The sequence below is a fragment of the Rhodococcus sp. 11-3 genome, assembly GCF_023704055.1.
GTDB lineage: Bacteria > Actinomycetota > Actinomycetes > Mycobacteriales > Mycobacteriaceae > Rhodococcus > Rhodococcus aetherivorans.
This window is the reverse complement of sequence record NZ_CP080406.1, coordinates 3,229,138-3,251,972: the sequence shown is the minus strand read 5'-3', so window position 1 is coordinate 3,251,972 and position 22,835 is coordinate 3,229,138. Positions and strand designations below refer to the sequence as shown.

Below are 22,835 nucleotides of genomic sequence, written 5' to 3'. Positions count from 1 at the left end.
GCGGTGCTCGCCCGCCAGCTCGACGCCTACCTCGACCACCTCACCGTCGAGCGCGGCGCCGCCCCCAACACCCTGGCGTCCTACCGGCGCGACCTCACCCGCTACCTCGACCACCTCACCGACCGCGGCATCGACGACCTCGCCGACGTCCGCGAAGAGCACGTCGGCGACTTCGTCACCGCGCTGCGCCGAGGCGACCCCGACCGCGGCAGGCCCGCCCTCGCGGCCAGCTCCGCCGCCCGCGCCCTCGTCGCCGTGCGCGGACTGCACCGCTTCGCCACCACCGAAGGCCGCACCCCCGTCGACGTCGCCCGCGCCGTCAAACCCCCCGCCGCGGGCCGGCGCCTGCCCAAGGCCCTGTCCGTCGCCGACGTGCTGGCCATCCTCGGCTCCGCGGGCACCAGCGCCGACGGGCCGCGCGACCTGCGCGACCGGGCGCTGCTCGAACTGCTGTACTCCACCGGGGCACGCATCTCCGAGGCCGTCGGCCTCGACGTCGACGACCTCGACACCACCAACCGGTCGGTGCTCCTGCGCGGCAAGGGCGGCAAGCAACGCGTCGTGCCGGTCGGCCGTCCCGCCCTGGCCGCCGTCGACGCCTATCTCGTGCGGGGCCGGCCCGCGCTGGCCACCGGCCGCACCCCCGCACTGTTCCTCAACGCCCGCGGCGGCCGCCTGTCCCGGCAGAGCGCCTGGCAGGTGCTGCAGACCGCCGCCACCCGCGCCGGGGTCACCGCCGCCGTCTCCCCGCACACCCTGCGCCACTCCTTCGCCACCCACCTCCTCGACGGCGGCGCCGACGTGCGCGTGGTGCAGGAACTGCTCGGCCATGCCTCGGTGACCACCACACAGATCTACACGCAGGTCACAGCCGGTGCGCTGCGCGAGGTGTGGGCCGGGGCCCACCCCCGCGCCCGATAGCGCCCGCGACGGCAGGGCGTGTCCACGGCGCCATCGCACCACCCGAAGCGGTAGCGTTGATCCGACAGCCGAGCGAGCAGGACAGGGGGAGCAGGGGATAGTGGGGACACCACAACCGCCCGCAGCGGACACAGCGCCGGCAGCACAGCACGCCCTGCTCCACGGCCGCCCCGGCGCCGACGCGGCACACGCCGGCCCGGAGCACACCCACACCGCGGAACCCGAGGCCGAGCTCGGCCCCACCGGCCGGCCCCGCCGGCACGTCCCGGAACCGCAGCCGCTGCCCAGCCACGGGCCCGCGAAGATCATCGCGATGTGCAACCAGAAGGGCGGGGTCGGCAAGACCACCTCGACCATCAACCTCGGTGCCTCCCTCGCCGAATACGGCCGCCGCGTCCTGCTCGTCGACCTCGACCCGCAGGGCGCCCTGTCCGCCGGTCTCGGTGTCGCCCACCACGACCTCGACCTGACCGTGCACAACCTCCTCGTCGAACGCGGCGTCTCCGTCGACGACGTACTGCTGCACACCCGCGTCGAAGGCCTGGACCTGCTGCCCAGCAACATCGACCTGTCCGCCGCCGAGATCCAGCTCGTCTCCGAGGTCGGCCGCGAACAAGCCCTCGGCCGCGCCCTGTACCCCGTCCTCGACCGCTACGACTACATCCTCGTCGACTGCCAGCCGTCCCTCGGCCTGCTCACCGTCAACGCCCTTGCCTGCGCCGACGCGGTGATCATCCCGATGGAATGCGAGTACTTCAGCCTCCGCGGACTGGCCCTGCTCAACGACACCGTCGACAAGGTGCGCGACCGGCTCAACCCCAAGCTCAGCCTCGCCGGGATCCTCGTGACCATGTTCGACTCGCGCACCCTGCACGCCCGCGAGGTGATGTCCCGGGTCGTCGAGGTCTTCGGCGACCTCGTCTACGACAGCGTCATCGCCCGCACCGTCCGGTTCCCCGAGACCAGCGTCGCCGGAGAACCCATCACCACCTGGGCGCCGAAGTCCGCCGGCGCCGAGTCCTACCGGGCCCTGGCCCGCGAAGTGATCCACCGCTCCGGCCGATAGCCCGTGACCGTCGACACCCCCGGCCCGGCCGCGCCCGACCCTGCCCGCCCCGCCCCGCCCCCCGCGGGCTTCCAGGTACGGCTGCGCAACTTCGAGGGCCCCTTCGACCTGCTGCTCACCCTGATCTCCCAGCACCGCCTCGACGTCACCGAGGTCGCCCTGCACGAGGTCACCGACGAGTTTATCGCCTACACCCGCGCCCGCGGCCCCGAGATGGGACTCGACCAGACCACCGAGTTCCTCGTCGTCGCCGCGACCCTGCTCGACCTCAAGGCCGCCCGCCTCCTGCCCTCCGGCGACGTCGACGACCCCGAGGACCTCGCCCTGCTCGAGGCCCGCGACCTGCTCTTCGCCCGCCTGCTGCAATACCGCGCCTTCAAACAGATCGCCGACCTGTTCGCCGAGTTCGAAGCCGCCGCCCTGCGCCGCTACCCACGCGCGGTCTCGCTCGAACCGCAGTACGAGAACCTGGTGCCCGAGGTCGTCCTCGGCGTCGACGCGGCCCGGTTCGCCGAGATCGCCGCCGCCGCCTTCCGGCCCAAGCCGCCACCCCGCGTCGGCCTCGACCACCTCCACACCCCCCGGGTCTCCGTCCCCGAGCAGGCCGCCCGCCTGCTCACCCTGCTGCGCGCCCACGGCGCCGGCACCTGGGCCACCTTCGGCCAACTCGTCGCCGAATGCGACAACAGCCTGCAGATCGTCGCCCGGTTCCTCGCGCTGCTCGAGCTCTACCGCGAACGAGCCGTCACCTTCGACCAACCCGAGCCGCTCGGGCCGCTCCAGGTGGCCTGGACCGGCGAGAACGACGACGCCGTCACCACATTCGAGGAGGACTACGGGTGAGCAGCGACACGCCGGACCCCGACCCGCGCGGACTCGACGCCGAACTGCTCGAGATGACCGACGACGAACTCGCCGCCGCCCTCGAGGCGCTGCTCCTCGTCGTCGACACCCCCGCCCCCAACGCCCAGCTCGCCGACGCGATCGGCGTCACCGCCACCCGCGTCGAGACCACCCTGCACCGCATGGCGGCCGACCTCGACGCGCGCGGCTCGGGCATCGACCTGCGCTACGCCGGCGACGGCTGGCGCTTCTACACCCGCCGTGACTACGCCCCGTACGTCGAACGGCTCCTGCAGGGCGGCGCCCGCACCAAGCTCACCCGTGCCGCCCTCGAAACCCTCGCCGTCGTCGCCTATCGCCAGCCCGTCACCCGCGCCCGCGTCAGCGCCGTCCGTGGCGTCAACGTCGACGGCGTCATGCGCACCCTCCTGGCCCGCGACCTGATCGCCGAGGACGGCACCGACCCCGAGACCGGCGGCACCCGCTACGTCACCACCGAACTGTTCCTCGAACGCCTCGGCCTGGCCTCCCTGCAGGACCTGCCGCCCCTCGCGCCGCTGCTCCCGGACGTCGATGTGATCGACGACATCAGCGAAAGTCTCGAGGCCGACCCACGATTTGCGAGAATGGGAAGGAACCCGCGCACCGAGTCCACCTCGCCCGCGCCGTTCGATCCCGATTGAGACAGGAAAAAAGTGCACAAGCCCGCTCGCCGTGATGGCACACCGGACCGCAGAAAGACCACCTCCCGCGCGGGGAACCCCCCGCGCGAACGACGGGGCGAACCCGCCGCCCGCGCGGCCACGCCCAAGAAGGCACACCGCAAGGGCGACACCCCGCTCAACAAGCGCGGCCGTCCCGCCGCCCCCAAGCCCCAGGCCCAGCGCCCGGCGGCCCTCCCCAAGATCAGCAACGCCAAACCCGCCCGGCACCAGCACGCCGCCGAGCGCCCCCAACTGCCCGCCGGCGAAGGCATGCGCCTGCAGAAGGTCCTCGCCCAGGCCGGAGTGGCGTCCCGCCGCGCCGCCGAGGAACTCATCGCCGCCGGCCGCGTCGAGGTCGACGGCTCCATCGTCACCGAACAGGGCCTGCGCGTGGACCCCGAGAACGCCGTCGTCCGCGTCGACGGCGTGCGCGTCGTCGTCAACAAGGACCTCGTCCACCTCGTGCTCAACAAGCCGCGCGGCTGGCAGTCCACCATGTCCGACGACCTCGGGCGCCCCTGCGTCGGCGACATCGTCTCCGAACGCGTCGCCGCCGGACAACGCCTCTTCCACGTCGGCCGGCTCGACGCCGACACCGAAGGGCTGCTGCTGCTCACCAACGACGGCGAGCTCGCCCACCGGCTCATGCACCCCTCCTACGAGGTGACCAAGACCTACCTCGCCACCGTCAAGGGCGTCCTCCCGCGCGGTATCGGCAAGCAGCTGCGCGCCGGCGTCGAACTCGACGACGGCCCCGCCAAGGTCGATTCCTTCGCGCTCCTGCAGGTAAACGAGGGCCAGTCCCTCGTCCGCCTCGAACTGCACGAGGGCCGCAAGCACATCGTGCGCCGCCTGCTCGACGCCGTCGGCCACCCCGTGATCCGCCTGGTGCGCACCGACATCGGACCCGTCGCGCTCGGCGACCAGCGACCCGGCACCCTGCGGGTGCTCGGCCGCAAGGAAGTCGGCGGCCTCTACCAGGCGGTGGGCCTGTGAGCTCCCTGATCGTCGCCATGGACGGCCCGTCCGGCACCGGCAAGTCCACCGTCTCCAAGCGGCTCGCCCGCCGCCTCGGCGCCGCCTATCTCGATACCGGCGCCATGTACCGGGTCGCGACCCTGCACGCCCTGCGAGCGGGGGCGGACCTGACCGATCCCGCCGCCATCGCCGCCGCCACCGCGTCCCTGCCCTGGTCGATCGGCACCGACCCGGAAGTCGAGGACATCCGGCTCGCCGGGGAGGACGTCCGCGAGATCATCCGCGGCGGCGAGGTCACCGGCGCCGTCTCCGCCGTTTCCGCCGTCCCCGCGGTGCGTCGGGCCCTCGTCGCAGCGCAGCAGAGCATCGGCCGCGACGCCGGGCACATCGTCGTCGAGGGGCGCGACATCGGCACCGTCGTGTTCCCCGACGCGGATGTGAAGATCTACCTCACCGCCTCCGCCGAGGCCCGGGCACAGCGGCGCAACCGGCAGAACATCGCCGAAGGCCGCGGCGACGACTACGAGGCGGTGCTCGCCGCGGTGCAGCGCCGCGACCACCTCGACTCCACCCGCGCGGTCTCCCCGCTGCGCGCGGCGGACGACGCGGTCGTCGTCGACACGAGCGACATGGACATCGACGAAGTGATCGCCGCGCTCGCCGCCGTGGTCGCCGAGCAGACGGGAGCGACCCTGTGAGCGAGGATGTGACGGAATTCGCCGGCGACGGCACCTGGTCGGAGGAAGCGGACTGGGACCTCGAGCTCGTCGGGGACGACGAACTCGAGGAGTTCGTGCCCGTGCCGACCGTCGCCGTGGTCGGACGACCCAACGTCGGCAAGTCGACCCTGGTCAACCGCATCATCGGCCGCCGCGAAGCGGTCGTCGAGGACGTGCCGGGCGTGACCCGCGACCGCGTCTCGTACGAGGCCAACTGGAACGGCCGCCGATTCATGGTGCAGGACACCGGCGGCTGGGAGCCCGACGCGAAGGGCCTGCAACAGTCCGTCGCGCGGCAGGCGGAGATTGCGATGCGCACAGCCGACGCGATCCTGATCGTCGTCGACGCGACCGTCGGCGCCACCGCCGTCGACGAGGCGGTCGCCAGGGTCCTGCGCCGCTCCAAGACGCCGGTGCTGCTCGTCGCGAACAAGGTCGACGACGACCGCGTCGAGTCCGAAGCGGCCGCCCTGTGGTCGCTGGGCCTGGGGCAGCCGTACTCGGTGTCGGCCACCCACGGTCGCGGCACCGGGGACCTGCTCGACGAGCTGCTCTCGGTGCTGCCGCAGACCCCGCGCGAAGGCACCGGCGGGGGAGGCCCGCGTCGTGTCGCGCTGGTCGGCAAGCCCAACGTCGGCAAGTCCAGCCTGCTCAACAAGCTGGCCGGCGACGAAAGGTCGGTGGTGCACAACGTCGCCGGCACGACGGTCGACCCGGTGGACTCCCTCGTCGAGCTCGGCGGAAAGACCTGGCGGTTCGTCGACACCGCCGGCCTGCGCAAGCGCGTCAACACCGCCTCCGGGGCCGAGTTCTACGCCTCGCTGCGCACCCGCGGCGCCATCGAGGCCGCGGAGGTGGCGGTGCTGCTGATCGACGCCTCCGAGCCCATCACCGAGCAGGACCAACGGGTGATCTCGATGGTCGCCGACGCGGGCCGCGCCCTCGTCATCGCCTTCAACAAGTGGGACCTCGTCGACGAGGATCGCCGCTACGAGCTGAGCCGGGAGATCGAACGCGATCTGCTGCGCGTGCCGTGGGCGGCGCGCGTCAACATCTCCGCCAAGACCGGCCGGGCCGTGCAGAAGCTCGTGCCGGCCATGGAGACCGCCCTCGAGTCCTGGGACAAGCGCATCTCCACCGGCCGGCTCAACACCTGGCTCAAGGAGGTCGTCGCCGCGACTCCGCCGCCGATGCGCGGCGGCCGCCTGCCGCGGGTACTGTTCGCCACCCAGGCCGGCACCCGGCCGCCGACGTTCGTGCTGTTCACCACCGGCTTCCTCGAGGCCGGCTACCGCCGATTCCTCGAGCGGCGGCTGCGCGAGGAGTTCGGCTTCGAGGGCAGCCCGGTGCGGATCTCCGTGCGCGTGCGCGAGAAACGGGACCGCCGCGGCAAGTAGCACCCGAAACGGTCCTGACCAGGCGATTGGTGAATCGGTCCGTCCCTGTTGTAATCTCAACGAGCGCTCGACGAGAGCGCGGACGGGCTGTGGCGCAGCTTGGTAGCGCACTTGACTGGGGGTCAAGTGGTCGCAGGTTCAAATCCTGTCAGCCCGACCCACGACGAGGCGGTCCCGAATTCACCGGGACCGCCTCGTTCGCGTGCGGGCCACCCTCCGCGGCCCGGTTCCAGGACTGCCGTGCTGCTCCGGCCCACCCCGGAACCAGCCGCCCAGGGTGCGGCAGCGGCAGCTCCGCGAAAGGCCCACGGTCAGGGTCCAAAGACCGCAGTCAACACCTCGAGCCGCGAGTACTGTCGCGAACAGGAGCCGCGGCCACACCGAGGCGCGACGGGCATCTCCAGTCCGAGGAGACAACATGACCGAAACCCGGATCGGCACCGAATCCCAGGCCACCAACAGCACCGGCGACGCCGCCACGGCGGAGGCGACTCCCGCCGTCGACACCGGCCCGGTCCGGCACGAGCAGATCGACGCGGTCGTCGACACGGCGACCACCGCGGCGGCCGAGTTCCGCACCCTCGACCAGCAACAGGTCGACGCGATCGTCGAAGCCATGGCGCAGGCCGGCATCCGGGCGGCCGCGGAACTGGCATCGGTGGCGATCGAGGAGACCGGATTCGGCGTCTTCGAGGACAAGGTCGTCAAGAACTACGTGGCCACCGAGTTCCTCTACGACTACCTCAAGGACAAGAAGTCCGTGGGCGTGATCGAGGAGGACGTCGAGCGCAGCATCGTCCGCGTCGCCGAACCCATCGGCGTGGTCCTGGCGATCACCCCGGTCACCAACCCCACCTCCACGGTGCTGTACAAGGCGATCGTCGCGGCAAAGACCCGCAACGCCGTCATCTTCCGGCCCTCGCCCTTCGCCGTGCGGTCGTGCGAACGCACGGTCGAGATCCTGCGTGCGGCAGCCGAAGCGGCCGGTATGCCCCCCGGCGCGCTGCAGGTCATTCCCGACGCCGCCCACGAGGTCACCCACTACCTGTTCAAGCATCCTCGGGTCGACTTCATCTGGGTCACCGGCGGGCAGAAGATCGTCTCCCTCGCCAACGCGGCCGGCAAACCCGCGCTCGGCGTGGGACCCGGCAACGCCCCCATCTATCTGCACCGCACGGCCGACATCAAGGGCGCCGTCGTCGACATCCTCATCTCGAAGACCTTCGATGCCTCCGTGATCTGCCCCGCCGAACAGACCTGCATCATCGACGACGAGATCTACGACGCCACCGTCGCCGAGTTCGAGCGGATGGGGGCGCACGTACTCACGGACGAGCAGGCCGCCGCGGTGGCCGAATTCGCCTTCGGCTGCGGCGACAAGGTCAACCTCGCCGCTCTCGGCCAGCAGGCTCCCGAACTGGCCGCCCGCGCGGGCTTCACCGTGGATCCAGCGGTCAAGGTGCTCCTGGCGCCGTTGCCCTCCGACCTCGACCAGCTCGCCGCGCACCCTCTGGTGCAGGAGAAGCTGATGCCCGTCCTCGGTCTCGTGCGCGCCCGCGACGTCCAGCACGGCATCGACGCCGCCGTGCTCGTCACCGAACACGGCGGCCTCGGCCACACCTCCGCCATCTACGCCACCGATCCGGCGGTCATCGACGCCTACGGTCTGGCCGTGCGCACCGGACGGATCCTCGTCAACGCCCCCACCGCGGTCGGCGCGCTCGGCGGGATCTACAACAACCTCACCCCCACCTTCTCCCTGGGTTGCGGCACTTGGGGCGGATCGAGCACCACCGAGAACGTCAACTACCAGCAGCTGCTCAACATCAAGACCGTCGCGCACCGGCGCACCCCGCCGCAGTGGTTCCGCGTGCCCTCCAACACCTACTTCAATGCCGGTGCCCTCGAGAACCTCCGCGAGGTCCCGTGTACGAGCGTTGTGGTCGTCACCGACGCGTTGAGCGAACAGCGGGGAGTCGTCGACGAGCTCCGCGCCCACCTGCGCGCGGAGCACATCAAGGTGTTCAGCGAGGTCGAACCGGAACCGGACGAGGCCACCATCCGCCGCGGCGTTGCGCTGCTCGAGGGGTACCCGCCGGACCTGCTCATCGCCATCGGCGGTGGGTCGGTGATCGACGCGGCGAAAGCGATCCGGTTGTTCTACGAACACCCGGAGAAGGATCTCGCGGAGCTGACGCTGCCGTTCCTCGACCCCCGCAAGCGCATGGCGGAATACCCGCAGGATCCACACAAGCTGCGGCTGGTGGCAATCCCCACGACCGCCGGCACCGGATCGGAGGTCTCACCCGCGGCCGTCCTCACCGTCGCCGGCCGCAAGGAGACCCTCGTCGACTACTCGCTGGTTCCGGATATGGCGGTGGTGGACCCGATGCTCACCCTCTCGATGCCGCGCACCCTGACCGTCGACACCGGCATCGACGCGCTGACCCACGCGCTGGAAGCGGTAGCCTCCATCTTCGCCTCGCCCTACACCGATGCGTTCTGTGTCCAGGCCGCGCGCCTGATCTTCGAGGCGCTGCCGCGGGTGTACGACGACCCGAACGATCTGTCCGCCCGCACCGACATGTCCAATGCCGCCACTCTTGCCGGACTCGCCTTCTCGAACGCCTTCGTCGGCACGAACCACGCCCTCGCGCACTCCGTCGGCGCCAGGTTCGGCATCGCCCACGGCCGGGTGAACGGCGTGTTCCTGCCCCACACCCTGCGCTACAACGCCAGCCTGCCGACCAAGTTCATGCCGGCCCCGGGCTACTCCGCGTACGTCGCGCCCGAGAAGTACGCTCAGCTCGGGCGGATCGTCTTCGGGGGGCACGAACCCGAGGAGAGCCGCCGCCGGCTCTTCCAGGGTGTCGAGGACCTGCTCCGCCGCATGGGGGTGCCGCGCACCCTGAAGGAGATCGGCATCGCGGAGGACGAGTTCCTCGCCGCCCTGCCGGAGCTGGCGATGACCGCGTTCCAGGACCTGAGCAACCGCACCAACCCGCGGATGCCGCTGATCAGCGAGATCACCACCCTGCTCCGGCTCGGCTACTACGGGGACGGCGAGCATGCCCACTGACAGCGCCACCAAGACCGTCCAGGTCGAGGCGCCCTTGGGCACCGTGCTCGCGACCATCCGTGACCTCGAGAGCCAGACCGAGTGGATCCCCGAGATCCTCGAGGCCGAGGTGCTCGAGGTCGACGAGGAGACCGGATTGCCGCGCACCGCCCGGTTCAAGGCGTCGGCCACCGTCGGTACCGACAGCTACACCCTGACCTACCGGCACCGCGACGACGGCATGAGCTGGTCGATGCTCCAAGGACGCCTGCAGACCGGGCAGGAAGGGCGCTACCAACTCGACGCGGTCGGTCCGGCCAGCACCTCCGTCACGTACGAGCTGACCATCCACCACAACCTGCCGCTGCCCGGTTTCCTGCGGAATCGGGTGATCAAGGGCCTGGTCGACAGTACGCTCACCGGTCTGAAGAAGCGCCTGGAGAGCTGAACGCGGGCGGCGCGGGGCCCACCCGGTCCACACCCGCCACGGTCTGGACCACTACGTGGGCGCCCTGCCCGAGCACCGCGGCAGCGGCCGGCTGCTGCGCCGTGACCCGGACGGTTCGGTCCCTGTCGTACTCGACCGGCTCCACTTCCCGAATGGCATCACTCTCACGGAGGACGAATCCACTGTCCTGTTCGCCGAAACCGGCGGTTACTGCCTGACCGGACTGCCGGTCCGTGCCCCCACGCCCCGCGGCCGCTGATGACGAACCTTCCGGGAATGCCGGACAACGTCTCCCGGGCGCGCGGCGGCCGGATGTGGGTGGCGATGGTTGCGCCCCGCAATGGTGTCCTCGACCGGCTCGGAGGCAGCTGACCCGTGGTACGCCGGGCGTTGTGGCGGCTGCCGGTGGCGCGACTGGCTCGTCCCGCTCGCACGACCTGGGTGCTGGGGTGGGGGAGGACGGCCGCCTGCTGCACGACTTCGGGTGCCGGGATGTGCCCTTCGGCGAGGTGACGGGCGTCGTCGAGCATGCCGGGCGGTTGTACCTGGGAAGCCCCTGAGCGACTCGGCGATCCTGTGCGTGGACGTGGACCGGGCGCGATGAGCGAGCCACGACGGCGCGGTTCTCCCGCCCGTTCCGAGCGGTGCCCCCTCGGGCACGAGAGGGGAGGGGCGCGGGCCCCCGCTGACACCGCCGCATCCGAATTCGAAGCAAACGGAACACAATAATTTCAAGAAGAAGACCGCTCGGCGCACCCAAGTCCGGCTTACATTATCCGACCAGTACGGAACAGAAGTATTTTCCGAAATTCATCACGACTCCACGCTCCCCACCGAAACCCCCCAAGAGGCACCGCGCACAGTCAGGCGCCGAACGCGCGGGAGATGGCCGCAGCGACGTCGCGGTGGCCCCGGATCGGCAGGGCCAGCCCACGGCCGGCATGAGCGAGATCGCGGGCGGTGAGCAGATCGTGTTCGCCGGAGATGTCGGCGAGCACGTCGAGCCGAGAGAGCCGGGAGGCGGCGGTCCGCGGATCGGGCCCGGCATTGTGCACACAATCGGACAGCAACAGCACCCGTCCCTCGTCGGCGGGTACGTCCCGGAGCTGACGCGCCGCCACCTCGAGCGCGAAGCCGACGTTCGTCAGACCCTTGCTCGGGATCCGGAGCAGCAGGTCCACGAGCCGAGCCGGGGAGACCGGCTCACCGAGAGCGCTGAGCACGGCGGCTTCGGACCAGAACGCCACCACCGCCAGATCGTCGTGGCCGAGCTCGCCGGCCACGGCACCCACCGCGGCCGCGGCGGTGCGGATGCGTTCGCCGCGCATCGACCCGGAGATGTCGACGACCAGCACCACCTTCCGGCGGTCGCGGATCCGGTCCCGCATCACCAGATCGGTCGACCGCGCGAGCGGGTCCTCCGCGAGCACTTCGACGGTGCGGTCGAGATCGAGTTCCTCGGCGCCGTCCTGATACGGCAGGGTTCGCAGTCTGCCGACGCCCCGCCGAGGCAGGCGACGGTGCCGCGGGCGCGGCACGGACAGGCGCGCAGCGATCTCGCGGGCCCGGCGTCGGACCTCGGCGTCGCCGGCAGGGCCCGACGCATCGAGTTCGCCCAGTGTCAGCACCTCGGCCGGCTCGTCGGTCATCCCGGGACCCGCACCGGGACCCGTTCCGGGGCTGCGCCCCTGACGATGCGGACCGCCGACCATCGCCAAACCCTGGCCGCTGCCTCGGTTCTCGTACAGCGTCGGGACCGTCGACAGCTGCTTCGGCTTGCGCCGGAAAGGCTTTCCCCGACCGGTGGAGTGACGCTGGGCGCGCCGGTGCACGGGGCCGTCCGCGGGGACGGCTCTTCAACCGGGGGCCGCGGAGCTGGGGCGAAGGAGGAAGTGGTCCTGCCAGATCTCCCGCAACACCGCCTCGGGTGTGGTCTCGGCGACCTCGTCCACCGCGATCCGCCCGGACAAAGCCACCAGCAGGGCGTCGAGCACGGCGCCGGTGTAGGCCGGCGGCAGATCGCGCGGCGGGTCGGCCGAGTCCGGCAGCTCGCCGCGCACGTCCCGCATGTCGATCAGCTGCATCGCGACGAGCGTCAGGTCGATCGCGCCGCGGACGCTGGACCCGCCGCGCAGGTCAGGGTGCCCGCGCGTGGCGCGGGTGAGGGCTACCGCGTCGGCGACGAGCCGCGCCGACCCGCACCCGGTGCGCCGGACGACGATCTCACGTTCGGCCTGCGTGTCCTGATAGTCCACCGCCAGCCGGCAGAACCGGTCGTGCACGCTCATCGACAACCGGACGGTGCCGATGTTGTCGAACGGGTTCATCGAGGCCACCACGCGGAACGCCGGATCGGCCTCGACCGTGCCCACCCGCGGCACCGTGATCCGCCGCTCCGCCATCGCGGTCAGCAGGCTGTTCAGTGTGTCCTCGGGCGAGCGGTTGAACTCTTCGAGGTAGAGCACCCCGCCGGCCCGCATCGCCGCCACCAGCGGGCCGGGCACGAAGTTGTCCTCGTGGTAGCCCTCCGACAGCACCCGTGCCGGATCGTGATAGCCGACCAGGCGTGCCGGCGTGAGATCGGCGTTCCCCTCGACGAACATCAGCGGACTGCCGAGCTCGGCGGTGATGGCGCCGAGCAGGGTGGACTTGCTGGTGCCCGGTGGCCCCTCGAGCAGCACGTCGCGCCCCGCGCCGATGGCAGCGAGCAGGAGGTCGGTTTCCCGGGCCCGGCCCACCACCCGGTCCGCGACTCCCCGGCGGACCTCGGCCATCGGTCGGGTGGTGCGCTGCATGCTCACGTCCTCGTGTACCCCTGGGATCCGTTCGTTTCCTCGGACAACTATGCACCGGGTGGACCCACGGGGCGGACCGATTCGGCGATCCATGCGCAGAATCGCAGTCCCCACCCCCTAATGTCGACGCAATGACCGTCCCGAACCCCTTGGACCCGACCGAGATCGGGTCGGCGCTCGCCGCGTTCGAACCCCGCTCCCTGCCGCTGGAAGGCCGGCGTCACGCGGCGGTGGTCGTCGCCGTACTCGACGACGGGCACGGCAACCCTGTCGTGCCGCTCACCCGCCGCCCGACCCGTCTGCGAGCGCACCCCGGCCAGTTCGCCCTGCCGGGCGGACGTCTCGACGACGGGGAGACACCCGAGGTGGCCGCGCTGCGCGAGCTGCACGAGGAACTCGGCCTGCGCACCGACCCCGGCGGCATTCTCGGCCGCCTCGACGACTACATCACCCGCTCGGGTTACGTCATCTCCCCGTACGTCGTCTGGGCGGATGCCGCGATCGACGATCTCGTGCCCAACCCCGACGAGGTGGCCGCACTCTATGCCGTCACCGCATCCGAGCTCGACAGCGAACCCCGGTTCGTCGCCATACCGGAATCGGACAAGCCGGTGATCCAGTGGCCGTTCCGGGGACATCTCGTCCACGCCCCCACCGCGGCGGTGGTGTACCAGTTCCGGGAAGTCGTGCTCCACCGTCGCAGCACCCGCATCGACGACCTGGAACAGCCCGTGTTCGCGTGGAGGTGACGAGTCGGCCGGCCGGCGGCGACGAGGTGTGTGCAAGGCTGTCGGAACCGACCCCACCCGAACGACAGGACGGACGATGAACGACGCGACGACGGCCGGTGCGCCGGCTCGATCCGACCGCATCGTCACCGTCCCCAACGTGTTGAGCGTCGTCCGCCTGGTCGGCATCCCGATCTTCCTCTATCTGGTCCTCGTCCGGCACGCCGACGGATGGGCGCTTGCGGTCCTCATGCTCAGCGGAATCACCGACTGGGCCGACGGCAAGCTCGCGCGGCTGCTCGACCAGGCCTCGCGGCTCGGCGCGGTGCTGGATCCGCTCGTCGACCGCCTCTACGTCGTCACCACCCTCCTCGCCCTGGTGGCCCGCGGCATAGTGCCGTGGTGGATCGCCGTGGTTCTGATCGGCCGGGAGCTGGTCCTCGCTCCGACCCTGGCCGTCTACCGTCGCCGTGGCCTGCCGCCCCCGGAGGTGCTGTACCTGGGTAAGGGCGCCACCTTCCTGCTGATGTTCGCGTTGCCGCTCCTGCTGGCCGCGGAAGCGCTTCCCGCCGCGGCCGGCGTCCTCGCGCCCGCGGGGTGGGCCGCCCTCCTCTGGGGTACTGCCCTCTACGTGTGGACGGGCGTGCTCTACCTGTCGCAGGCGGTGCGGACGGCCCGTGCGGTACCCACCCCGGGAGGGCCTGCCACCGAATGAGCCGCAACTGGGAGCAGATCCGCCGCAACCCCGTGCCGTCGCTGCTCAAGGCGCTTCTCGAGGACCACCTCGACCCCGGCTACGCGGCCGCGGCGCACGACCGCGCCGCCGGCCACGCCCGGCCGACCCGGGTCGGCATCGGGCTCTGGCTGGTCCTCGGTGGCCTGCTCGCCGGACTCGTCCTCGGAGTGGCCTACGCCCAGAACATCGAGCGGGAATCCGGTACCGACCAGGCACGCAACGAGATCCTCGCCACCGTCCGCACCGCCGAGGACCGCAACGACGTACTCGCGGCCACCCGCGACGACGTGGCCACCCAGGTGGAACAGCGCCGCATCGAGGTGCTCGCCGACGACGAACAGGGTGCGGCGGTGCTCGACCGGCTCGCCCGAGCCGAGGAGGCCGCCGCCGCGGCTCCCGTGCGCGGCCCCGGCATCACAGTCACCCTCGCCGATCCGACCTCGCGTCCCGACCTGACGGACTCCGCGGAGAAGGACCGCGCCCGCAGCACCTCGGTGATCCTCGACCGCGACCTGCAGTCGGTCGTCAACGCCCTCTGGGCCGGCGGGGCCGAGGCCGTCGCGATCAACGGGGTACGGGTCGGTCCCGGTGTCACCGTCCGGCAGGCCGGGGGAGCGATGCTCGTGGACAACCAGCCGGTCTTCTCGCCCTACACGGTCGCCGCCGTCGGGTCACCGGCCGAACTGCAGACCGGCTTCGTCGTCAGCGACGCCTACCTGCGTATGTCGGGGGTGCAACAGCTGTACGGGGTAGGTTTCACCATCACGGAGGCGACGGACCTCGCGTTGCCGGGCGCCTCGGTACGCGACGTCGCATCGGCACGGGAAACGGGAGAGCGGTGAAGACTGTGGCGACCAAGCGCGGATACGCCCTCTATGCGGTGCTGGCCCTCGGCGTGGGCATCGCCGTGGGTGTGATCTTCAGCCCCCAGGTGCCCGACGTGGTCCAGCCCTACCTGCCCATCGCGGTGGTCGCCGCGCTCGACGCGGTCTTCGGGGGACTACGCGCCTATCTGGACGAGATCTTCGACGCCAAGGTGTTCGTCGTCTCCTTCACCTTCAACGTGCTCGTCGCCGCACTGATCGTCTGGCTCGGCGACCAGCTCGGGGTGGGCACCCAGCTCTCCACCGCGGTCGTCGTGGTCCTCGGTATCCGGATCTTCGGCAATGCATCCGCGCTGCGACGCAGACTGTTCGGGGCGTAGCCGGATGCATGAGGGCAAGCACGAATGGCACGAACCGGCCGAGAGCGGCGCGGCGCGCCGCTCGCGGATCGTCTTCTCCGCCCTGGCGGCGCTGCTCATGGTGGTGCTGGGCGTGGGAATCGCCACGCAGGTCAGGAACACCGGTTCGGGCGACGCGCTCGACTCCGCTCGGCCGGCCGACCTGCTGGTGGTGCTCGACAACCTCAACCGCCGCGAAGCGGAGCTGCGGCAGGAGATCACCACACTGGAACAGACGCTGGCCAGCCTGGAACGGAACGGCTCCGAAGCCGCACTCGCGGAGGCGCAGCAGCGCCTCTCGGCCCTGGAGATCCAGGTGGGTACCGCCCCGGCGGCCGGTCCGGGAGTGATCTTGACCATTGCCGACCCTCGGCGCGGCGTGGGACCGGAAGTCCTCCTCGACACGATCCAGGAGCTGCGCGCCGCGGGGGCGGAGGCCGTCCAGGTCGCCGGAACCGGCGGCCCCGCCGTCCGTATCGGCGTGGACTCCTGGGTGGGCGGCACCGCCGGTGCGCTGGTCGTCGACGATCGATCGATCGCAGCGCCCTACGCCGTCGCCGCGATCGGGGACGCGCCCACGCTGGCGGCGGCTCTGAACATCCCCGGCGGCGTGGTCGACACGGTGGCGCGCGCGGGCGGGTCGGTACAGATCGAACAGTCGCCGCAGGTCGAGGTACCCGCCTTGCGGGAGATCGAGCCGCGACAATACTCTCAGCCCGGTAATTGAACCCGGCGTTCCACGCGAATGTCGCTGCCCGAAAGGACCTGTCGTGAGTGAGTTCCGAACACCCGCCGATCTGCGTTACACGGCGGAGCACGAGTGGGTTCGCCGAACCGGTGACGCGACTGCGCGCGTCGGCATCACGGACTACGCCCAGTCACAGCTCGGCGACGTCGTCTTCGTGCAATTGCCGGAGACGGGAGCGGAGATCACCGCGGGCGACTCGTTCGGCGAGGTGGAGTCGACCAAGAGCGTTTCCGACGTGTACGCGCCGCTCACGGCGAAAGTCGTTGGGGTGAACCCGGATCTGGATGCCAATCCCGAGCTCGTCAACAGCGACCCGTACGAGGCCGGCTGGTTGGTGGACCTCGAGGTCGGCAGCAAGGACGAGCTCGACGCCGCTCTGGCGAGCACGCTCGACGCGGACGGGTACCGCGCGATCACGCAGAACTGACGCCGCGTCCGGCCGGGACCGCGTCTGCCTGCACGAAGGACGTTGCGCAGGGTACGGTCAACGGTAGGCGTGTGCCGGGTCGGGGCGCGGGTCCGTACCGGAAGTGATCGTGGCTGAACGAAACTGCGGCCCAGGGGGAGCGATCCCGAAGGGTCGAACGGATAAGGAGATACGGTGAGCGAGAACGGCAACGCGGGCTACGAGGAAACCCCTGCGGAAACCACTTCGGTGTTTCGTGCCGACTTCCTGAACGAACTCGATACCACCGGCGCGGGCACGGGGACGACCGAGGCCCCCGTCTCGGGGGTCGAGGGGCTTCCCACAGGATCGGCGCTGCTCGTCGTCAAGCGCGGCCCGAACGCCGGGTCGCGTTTCCTGCTCGATCAGCCGACGACGTCGGCCGGGCGTCACCCGGACAGCGACATCTTCCTCGACGACGTGACGGTGAGCCGCCGGCACGCCGAGTTCCGTCAGGACGAGGGCGAGTTCCAGGTCGTCGATGTGGGAAGCCTGAACGGCACCTACGTCAACCGCGAGCCGGTGGACTCGGCGGTTCTCGCGAACGGCGACGAGGTGCAGATCGGAAAGTTCCGGCTGGTGTTCCTCACCGGCCCGCGGGGTTCGCAGGGCACGGGTAGCTGATGACCGCTGCCCGCCAGCCGTCACCGGGGGGAATGTCGATCGGGTCCGTGCTCGATCGGCTCCGTCCCGAGTTTCCGGACGTGACGATCTCGAAGATCCGCTTCCTCGAATCCGAGGGACTGATCAGTCCGGAACGCACCCCGTCGGGTTATCGACGTTTCTCGATCGCGGACTGCGAGCGCCTGCGGTACGTGCTAACCGCGCAGCGGGACCAGTACCTGCCGCTGAAGGTGATCAAGGAACAGCTCGAGGCGATCGACCGTGGTGTCGCGACGGTGGGCTCGGTGGAGAGCCGCCCGAAGCGGCCCCGGCCCCTGGCGGTGGCGCCGGGCGAGGTGTCGCCGGAGGATCTGCGCACGGACCGGGAGGTGCGGGTCGGCCGGGAGGACCTGTGCCGGCAGGCGGGCATCGAATCGTCCTTCCTCACGGAGCTGATCCGCGCCGGGCTCATCGTGCCCGGCGCGGCCGGCTTCTTCGACGAGGATGCGGTGCTACTGGCTCGCACCGCCAAGGCCATGGCCGAGTTCGGCCTCGAGGTCCGGCACCTGCGTGCCTTCAAGCTCGCGGCCGACCGGGAGGCGGGCCTGGTGGCGCAGATCGCCGGTCCGGTCGCGAAGGGCCGGGACGTCGGGGCGCGCGCCCGGGCCGAGGAAATGGTGCGGGAATTGGCGGCGTTGTCGTTGACGATGCACACGTGCCTCGTCAAGGCGGCCGTTCGGGGCGCTCTCGATCGGTGAGTGTGGCAGCGGTGGCAACGACTCTGACGACGGCGGCTCGTTGGCACTAGAATTCAGGGGGATATCGGCGGACGGTTCGCCACCGACGCACAGCAGGGATGGGAGGCGGCTCGATGAGCGAGATGCGAGTAGTGGGGATTCGGGTCGAGCAACCGCAGAATCAGCCTGTCCTTCTGCTGCGCGAGGTCGACGGTGATCGGTATCTGCCGATCTGGATCGGCCAGATGGAGGCCACGGCGATAGCGCTGGAACAGCAGGGTGTCGAGCCGGTCCGGCCTCTGACGCACGACTTGATCAAGAATCTGGTCGATGCGTTCGGCCGCACCCTCCAGGAGGTCCGGATCGTGGATCTCAAAGAGGGGACGTTCTACGCCGATCTCGTCTTCGACGGTGGTCTGCGCGTGTCGTCCCGTCCTTCCGATGCGGTCGCTGTAGCCTTGCGCATCGGCGCGCCGGTCTTCGTGGAGGAGCCGGTGCTGGTGGAAGCGGGCCTCGTCATGCCGGATGAGCGGGAGGACGAGGTCGAGAAGTTCAAGGAGTTTCTCGAATCCGTGTCCCCCGACGACTTCAAGGCGACGGACGGCTGATCGTCGACCATCGCCGAGGTTCTGTCGCGACTCCCGGTCACGGTGGCCGGGGCGCGCTCTGCGACGAGTGGTACAGGACCGGAAGATCGTTGTCCGGTCGGCGTGTTGCTGCCCAACTTTTCGCACGGGGCGTACGCTGAGTGAATCGCTACGGATCGACTCGGTGGGTCAAGCGGGCGCTCGACGATCGGATGGGGTGGGGGATCCGCCCGTCGTTCGTTCCGGGGCACGCCTGTGCACGCGAGAGGGAGTCACAACAGTGGGAGATCGGCCGCAGGGACAGCAGCTCAGCTTCGACGCCGTCGACCGCGAGGCCCCGTCACGGGCATCTCTCGACGCCGACGAGATGCAGCCGGGTCTGTTCCCGGACGATTCGGTGCCTGACGAGCTCGTCGGCTACCGCGTGCCGATCGCCTGCCAGATCGCCGGCATCACCTACCGTCAGCTCGACTACTGGGCGCGGACGAATCTGGTCGTTCCGTCCATCCGGGGCGCGGCGGGTTCGGGCAGCCAACGGCTCTACTCGTTCAAGGACATCCTGGTCCTGAAGATCGTCAAGCGTCTGCTGGACACGGGCATCTCCCTGCAGAACATCAGGGTAGCGGTCGACCACCTCCGGGAACGCGGAGTGCGGGACCTGGCGAAGATCACCCTGTTCTCCGACGGCACCACCGTGTACGAGTGCACCTCACCGGAAGAGGTGGTCGATTTACTGCAGGGCGGACAGGGCGTGTTCGGGATCGCGGTGAGCGGCGCGATGCGGGAGTTGACGGGCAGCATCGCCGACTTCCCGGCCGAGCGGGCGGACGGCGGCGACATCGAGCAGCGTCCCGAGGACGAACTGGCCTCCCGCCGTCGCGAACGTGTCAATCGGCGGATCGGCTAGACGCTCGTCACACGAAACACCTGCGGCCTCGGTGCTGCCCGGGTGTCCCCGTGCCCTAGAATCGGTGATACGTCGCCGCCGTGCGGGAGAGTTCCGGACCTGTTCCGGACGCCGAAGGAGCAGCACCTCCCCGTCAATCTCTCAGGCATCGAGGACCGTGCGGGCACCGACGTCTCTGGAAAGCGGTGGGAGCACCCACCCGCCCACGGGGAAAGGGCCGGCTCGCTCCGGTACCGAATCTCTCAGGCGCTCGCCCCGGCGAGCTCGCGACAGAGGGGGAGGACACGCACCGTGCGACCCCCTGCGCGGATGCGGACCTCCGACCTCAGGGAGTCGCGATGACCGACGCCGCTACGTACACCTTCGCCGACCGCCACGTCGGCCCCGACGCGGCGGGACTGCGCCGCATTCTCGACGTCATCGGCGTCGAATCCCTCGACGAGCTGGCCGTCAAGGCGGTGCCCGCCGGCATCCTCGACGCCCGGGCCGACGGAGTCGCGGACGGACTCGAGTCGCTCGACGCGCCGATGTCGGAACACGAGGTACTGACGGCGCTGCAGGAACTCGCGGGCCGGAACACCGTCGCGACATCGATGATCGGCCAGGGGTACTACGGCACGCTGACCCCGCCGGTACTGCTGCGAAACATCATCGAGAATCCCGCCTGGTACACCGCATACACCCCGTACCAGCCGGAGATCAGCCAGGGGCGCCTCGAAGCGCTCCTCAACTTTCAGACCATGGTCTCGGACCTGACCGGTATGGAGGTCGCCAACTCGTCGATGCTGGACGAGGCGACCGCCGCCGCGGAGGCGATGACGCTGCTCAAGCGCGCCAACCGCAAGTCCAGGAGTGCGCGGGTCGTCGTGGACGCCGACCTGTTCGCCCAGACCGCCGCGGTCCTGGCGACCCGGACAGAACCGTTGGGGATCGAGATCGTCACCGCGAACCTCGTCGACGACGGCCTGCCCGAGGGAGAGTTCTTCGGCGTCGTCCTGCAGATCCCGGGTGCCTCCGGCCGGGTGTTCGACGCGGGCCCCCTCGTCGGGGCGGCGCACGAGCGTGGGGCGCTCGTCGCGGTGGGCGCGGACCTGCTGGCGCTCACTCTGCTCACCCCGCCCGGGGAACAGGGCGCGGACGCGTGCTTCGGCACCACCCAGCGCTTCGGCGTGCCGATGGGGTTCGGCGGGCCGCACGCCGGCTATCTCGCCGTGCACGCCGCCCATGCCCGCAACCTTCCGGGCCGGCTCGTCGGTGTGTCGGTCGACGCGGACGGCGCACCGGCCTATCGGCTGGCGTTGCAGACGCGTGAGCAGCACATCCGGCGCGAGAAGGCGACCAGCAACATCTGCACCGCACAGGTTCTCCTCGCGGTGCTCGCTGCCATGTACGCGTTGTACCACGGGGCCGAGGGCCTGGCCGGGATCGCGACCCGCGTGGCCGGCCAGGCCGCCCGTATCGCGGCGTCGCTGAAGGCGGCCGGTATCGACGTGGTGCACGACAGCTTCTTCGACACCGTGCTGACCCGCGTTCCCGGCCGCGCCGACGCGGTCGTCGCGGCGGCTCTCGAGGCCGGCATCAACGTTCGTCGCGTCGACGGGGACCACGTGGGGATCTCGTGCGACGAAGCGACCCGGGACGCGGACGTCGCCGCGGTCCTGGCCGCGTTCGGGGCGGAGGACACCTCGGCCGCAGCCACACCCGCCGTGCCGCGGCAGCTCGCGCGCACGAGCGCGTACCTGCAGCACGAGGCGTTCACCCGGTACCGCACCGAGACCGCGATGATGCGGTACCTGCGCCGCCTGTCGGACATGGACCTTGCGCTCGACCGCACCATGATCCCGCTGGGTTCGTGCACGATGAAGCTCAATGCCGCCACCGAGATGGAGGCGATCACCTGGCCCGAGTTCTCGGCGCTGCATCCTTTCGCCCCTGCAGAGCAGACCGCGGGCATCCGCCGGCTCATCGGCGACCTGGAAGGGTGGCTGGCCGCGGTGACCGGGTACGACGCGGTGAGTCTGCAGCCGAACGCGGGTAGCCAGGGCGAGTACGCCGGGCTGCTCGCCATCCGCCACTACCACCTGAGCCGGGGTGACGAGCATCGGGACACCTGCCTGATCCCGTCGAGTGCACACGGCACCAACGCCGCCTCCGCGGTCATGGCCGGCATGCGCGTCGAGGTCGTGGCGTGCCGGTCCAACGGTGACGTCGACCTCGACGATCTGCGTGCGAAAATTTCCGACCACGCCGAACGTCTCGCCGCGATCATGATCACGTACCCGTCGACCCACGGGGTCTACGAACACGAGATCGCCGACATCTGCGGTGCCGTGCACGACGCCGGCGGGCAGGTGTACATCGACGGCGCCAACCTGAACGCCCTCGTCGGGCTGGCGCGTCCCGGCAAGTTCGGAGGCGACGTGAGTCATCTGAACCTGCACAAGACCTTCTGCATCCCGCACGGTGGTGGCGGCCCCGGCGTGGGGCCGATCGGCGTGCGCGCGCACCTGGTGCCGTTCCTGCCCGGCCACCCGGCCGAACCGGGTCTCGGGGGCGGTGGGCCGGTGTCGGCGGCGCCGTTCGGATCGGCCTCCATCCTCCCGATCACGTGGGCGTACATCAAGCTGATGGGGGCCCAAGGCCTGCGGCGGGCGTCGCTGACGGCGATCGCGTCGGCGAACTACATCGCGCGCCGGCTCGACGAGTACTTTCCCGTCCTGTACACGGGCGAGAACGGCATGGTGGCGCACGAGTGCATCCTCGATCTGCGCCCCCTGACGAAGGATACGGGGGTCACGGTCGACGACGTGGCCAAGCGCCTGGCGGACTACGGCTTCCACGCGCCGACCATGAGCTTCCCCGTCGCGGGCACCCTGATGGTCGAACCCACCGAGAGCGAGGATCTCTCCGAACTCGACGCGTTCATCGACGCGATGATCGCCATCCGCGGCGAGATCGATCGCGTCGGGGCAGGGGAGTGGCCGGTGGACGACAACCCACTGCGCGGCGCACCGCACACCGCCCAGTGCCTGGTCGGGGAGTGGACCCACCCCTACAGCCGTGAGATCGCGGTGTATCCGCTGGGGCAGAGCCGCGCGAAGGTGTGGCCCGCGGTGCGCCGCATCGACGGGGCGTACGGGGATCGGAACCTCGTGTGCTCGTGCCCGCCGTTGGAGGCCTACAGCAGCTGAGC

Annotated in this window: 23 protein-coding genes, 1 tRNA gene and 1 riboswitch; of the genes, 22 read left to right on the top strand and 2 right to left on the bottom strand. The window is 70.5% G+C overall.

Going from position 1 to position 22,835, the window contains the following annotated elements; translation table 11 throughout:
* The first annotated feature begins 3 nt into the window (after nt 1-3).
* The 11 genes from xerD (at nt 4) to KZJ41_RS15305 (ending at nt 10,393) form a co-directional block, all read left to right on the top strand.
* Entirely contained in the window at nt 4-921 is a 918-nt protein-coding gene (gene xerD / locus KZJ41_RS15355; protein ID WP_006936739.1) for a site-specific tyrosine recombinase XerD, read from the top strand.
* Nucleotides 922-1,021: 100 nt separating this feature from the next.
* Nucleotides 1,022-1,987: a ParA family protein gene (locus KZJ41_RS15350; RefSeq protein WP_006936740.1), complete on the top strand. Its 966-nt coding sequence runs from the start codon at nt 1,022-1,024 to the stop codon at nt 1,985-1,987.
* A gap of 3 nt (nt 1,988-1,990) precedes the next feature.
* Nucleotides 1,991-2,830 (top strand): ScpA family protein, encoded by an 840-nt coding sequence (locus KZJ41_RS15345; protein WP_065922542.1) that lies wholly within the window; start codon nt 1,991-1,993, stop codon nt 2,828-2,830.
* A complete protein-coding gene (gene scpB, locus KZJ41_RS15340) occupies nt 2,827-3,513 on the top strand; it encodes an SMC-Scp complex subunit ScpB (RefSeq protein WP_006936742.1) in 687 nt (228 codons plus the stop codon). Before KZJ41_RS15345 ends, scpB begins: the two co-directional genes overlap by 4 nt.
* Before the next feature lie 12 nt (nt 3,514-3,525).
* Nucleotides 3,526-4,530 (top strand): pseudouridine synthase, encoded by a 1,005-nt coding sequence (locus KZJ41_RS15335; RefSeq protein WP_006936744.1) that lies wholly within the window; start codon nt 3,526-3,528, stop codon nt 4,528-4,530.
* Nucleotides 4,531-4,547: 17 nt separating this feature from the next.
* Complete coding sequence (gene cmk, locus KZJ41_RS15330) at nt 4,548-5,210, top strand: (d)CMP kinase (RefSeq protein WP_044475988.1); 663 nt, start codon at nt 4,548-4,550, stop codon at nt 5,208-5,210.
* Complete coding sequence (gene der / locus KZJ41_RS15325; RefSeq protein WP_006936753.1) at nt 5,207-6,628, top strand: ribosome biogenesis GTPase Der; 1,422 nt, start codon at nt 5,207-5,209, stop codon at nt 6,626-6,628. Before cmk ends, der begins: the two co-directional genes overlap by 4 nt.
* 83 nt (nt 6,629-6,711) lie before the next feature.
* Nucleotides 6,712-6,785, top strand: a tRNA-Pro gene (locus KZJ41_RS15320).
* Between the two features lie 261 nt (nt 6,786-7,046).
* Nucleotides 7,047-9,707, top strand: coding sequence for a bifunctional acetaldehyde-CoA/alcohol dehydrogenase (gene adhE, locus KZJ41_RS15315; protein WP_006936755.1), 2,661 nt, complete (start codon nt 7,047-7,049; stop codon nt 9,705-9,707).
* Entirely contained in the window at nt 9,697-10,134 is a 438-nt protein-coding gene (locus tag KZJ41_RS15310) for an SRPBCC family protein (protein ID WP_006936756.1), read from the top strand. Before adhE ends, KZJ41_RS15310 begins: the two co-directional genes overlap by 11 nt.
* Nucleotides 10,135-10,177: 43 nt before the next feature.
* Entirely contained in the window at nt 10,178-10,393 is a 216-nt protein-coding gene (locus tag KZJ41_RS15305) for an SMP-30/gluconolactonase/LRE family protein (RefSeq protein ID WP_082120245.1), read from the top strand.
* 604 nt (nt 10,394-10,997) lie between these two features.
* Here the strand turns inward: KZJ41_RS15305 and KZJ41_RS15300 are convergent.
* On the bottom strand, nt 10,998-11,966 hold the full coding sequence (locus tag KZJ41_RS15300; protein WP_050035288.1) for a VWA domain-containing protein: 969 nt from the start codon (nt 11,964-11,966) through the stop codon (nt 10,998-11,000).
* Nucleotides 11,967-11,990: 24 nt separating this feature from the next.
* On the bottom strand, nt 11,991-12,929 hold the full coding sequence (locus tag KZJ41_RS15295; protein ID WP_050036365.1) for a MoxR family ATPase: 939 nt from the start codon (nt 12,927-12,929) through the stop codon (nt 11,991-11,993).
* A gap of 131 nt (nt 12,930-13,060) precedes the next feature.
* Here KZJ41_RS15295 and KZJ41_RS15290 point away from each other — a divergent pair, with 131 nt between their 5' ends.
* The 11 genes from KZJ41_RS15290 (at nt 13,061) to gcvP (ending at nt 22,833) form a co-directional block, all read left to right on the top strand.
* Nucleotides 13,061-13,678, top strand: coding sequence for a CoA pyrophosphatase (locus KZJ41_RS15290; RefSeq protein ID WP_006936763.1), 618 nt, complete (start codon nt 13,061-13,063; stop codon nt 13,676-13,678).
* A gap of 76 nt (nt 13,679-13,754) precedes the next feature.
* Nucleotides 13,755-14,372, top strand: a complete 618-nt coding sequence (locus tag KZJ41_RS15285; RefSeq protein ID WP_006936765.1) for a CDP-alcohol phosphatidyltransferase family protein — start codon at nt 13,755-13,757, stop codon at nt 14,370-14,372.
* Entirely contained in the window at nt 14,369-15,235 is an 867-nt protein-coding gene (locus KZJ41_RS15280) for a DUF881 domain-containing protein (protein ID WP_065922544.1), read from the top strand. The genes KZJ41_RS15285 and KZJ41_RS15280 overlap by 4 nt, the downstream gene beginning before the upstream one ends.
* Nucleotides 15,236-15,240: 5 nt before the next feature.
* The gene (locus tag KZJ41_RS15275; protein ID WP_029543853.1) at nt 15,241-15,597 is read left to right on the top strand and encodes a small basic family protein; all 357 of its coding nucleotides are present in this window, start codon (nt 15,241-15,243) and stop codon (nt 15,595-15,597) included.
* A gap of 4 nt (nt 15,598-15,601) precedes the next feature.
* A complete protein-coding gene (locus KZJ41_RS15270) occupies nt 15,602-16,342 on the top strand; it encodes a DUF881 domain-containing protein (RefSeq protein ID WP_044475986.1) in 741 nt (246 codons plus the stop codon).
* 43 nt (nt 16,343-16,385) lie between these two features.
* Nucleotides 16,386-16,790, top strand: a complete 405-nt coding sequence (gene gcvH, locus KZJ41_RS15265) for a glycine cleavage system protein GcvH (RefSeq protein ID WP_050035287.1) — start codon at nt 16,386-16,388, stop codon at nt 16,788-16,790.
* A 174-nt stretch (nt 16,791-16,964) separates the two neighbouring features.
* Nucleotides 16,965-17,432, top strand: coding sequence for a glycogen accumulation regulator GarA (garA, locus tag KZJ41_RS15260; RefSeq protein WP_006936772.1), 468 nt, complete (start codon nt 16,965-16,967; stop codon nt 17,430-17,432).
* A complete protein-coding gene (locus tag KZJ41_RS15255) occupies nt 17,432-18,169 on the top strand; it encodes a MerR family transcriptional regulator (RefSeq protein WP_050035286.1) in 738 nt (245 codons plus the stop codon). Before garA ends, KZJ41_RS15255 begins: the two co-directional genes overlap by 1 nt.
* 113 nt (nt 18,170-18,282) lie before the next feature.
* Complete coding sequence (locus KZJ41_RS15250) at nt 18,283-18,756, top strand: bifunctional nuclease family protein (protein ID WP_029543844.1); 474 nt, start codon at nt 18,283-18,285, stop codon at nt 18,754-18,756.
* 259 nt (nt 18,757-19,015) lie between these two features.
* On the top strand, nt 19,016-19,642 hold the full coding sequence (locus KZJ41_RS15245; protein ID WP_006936775.1) for a MerR family transcriptional regulator: 627 nt from the start codon (nt 19,016-19,018) through the stop codon (nt 19,640-19,642).
* 73 nt (nt 19,643-19,715) lie between these two features.
* Nucleotides 19,716-19,810: riboswitch (glycine riboswitch) on the top strand.
* 170 nt (nt 19,811-19,980) lie between these two features.
* Nucleotides 19,981-22,833, top strand: coding sequence for an aminomethyl-transferring glycine dehydrogenase (gcvP, locus tag KZJ41_RS15240; RefSeq protein WP_251549277.1), 2,853 nt, complete (start codon nt 19,981-19,983; stop codon nt 22,831-22,833).
* The last annotated feature ends 2 nt before the right edge of the window (nt 22,834-22,835 follow it).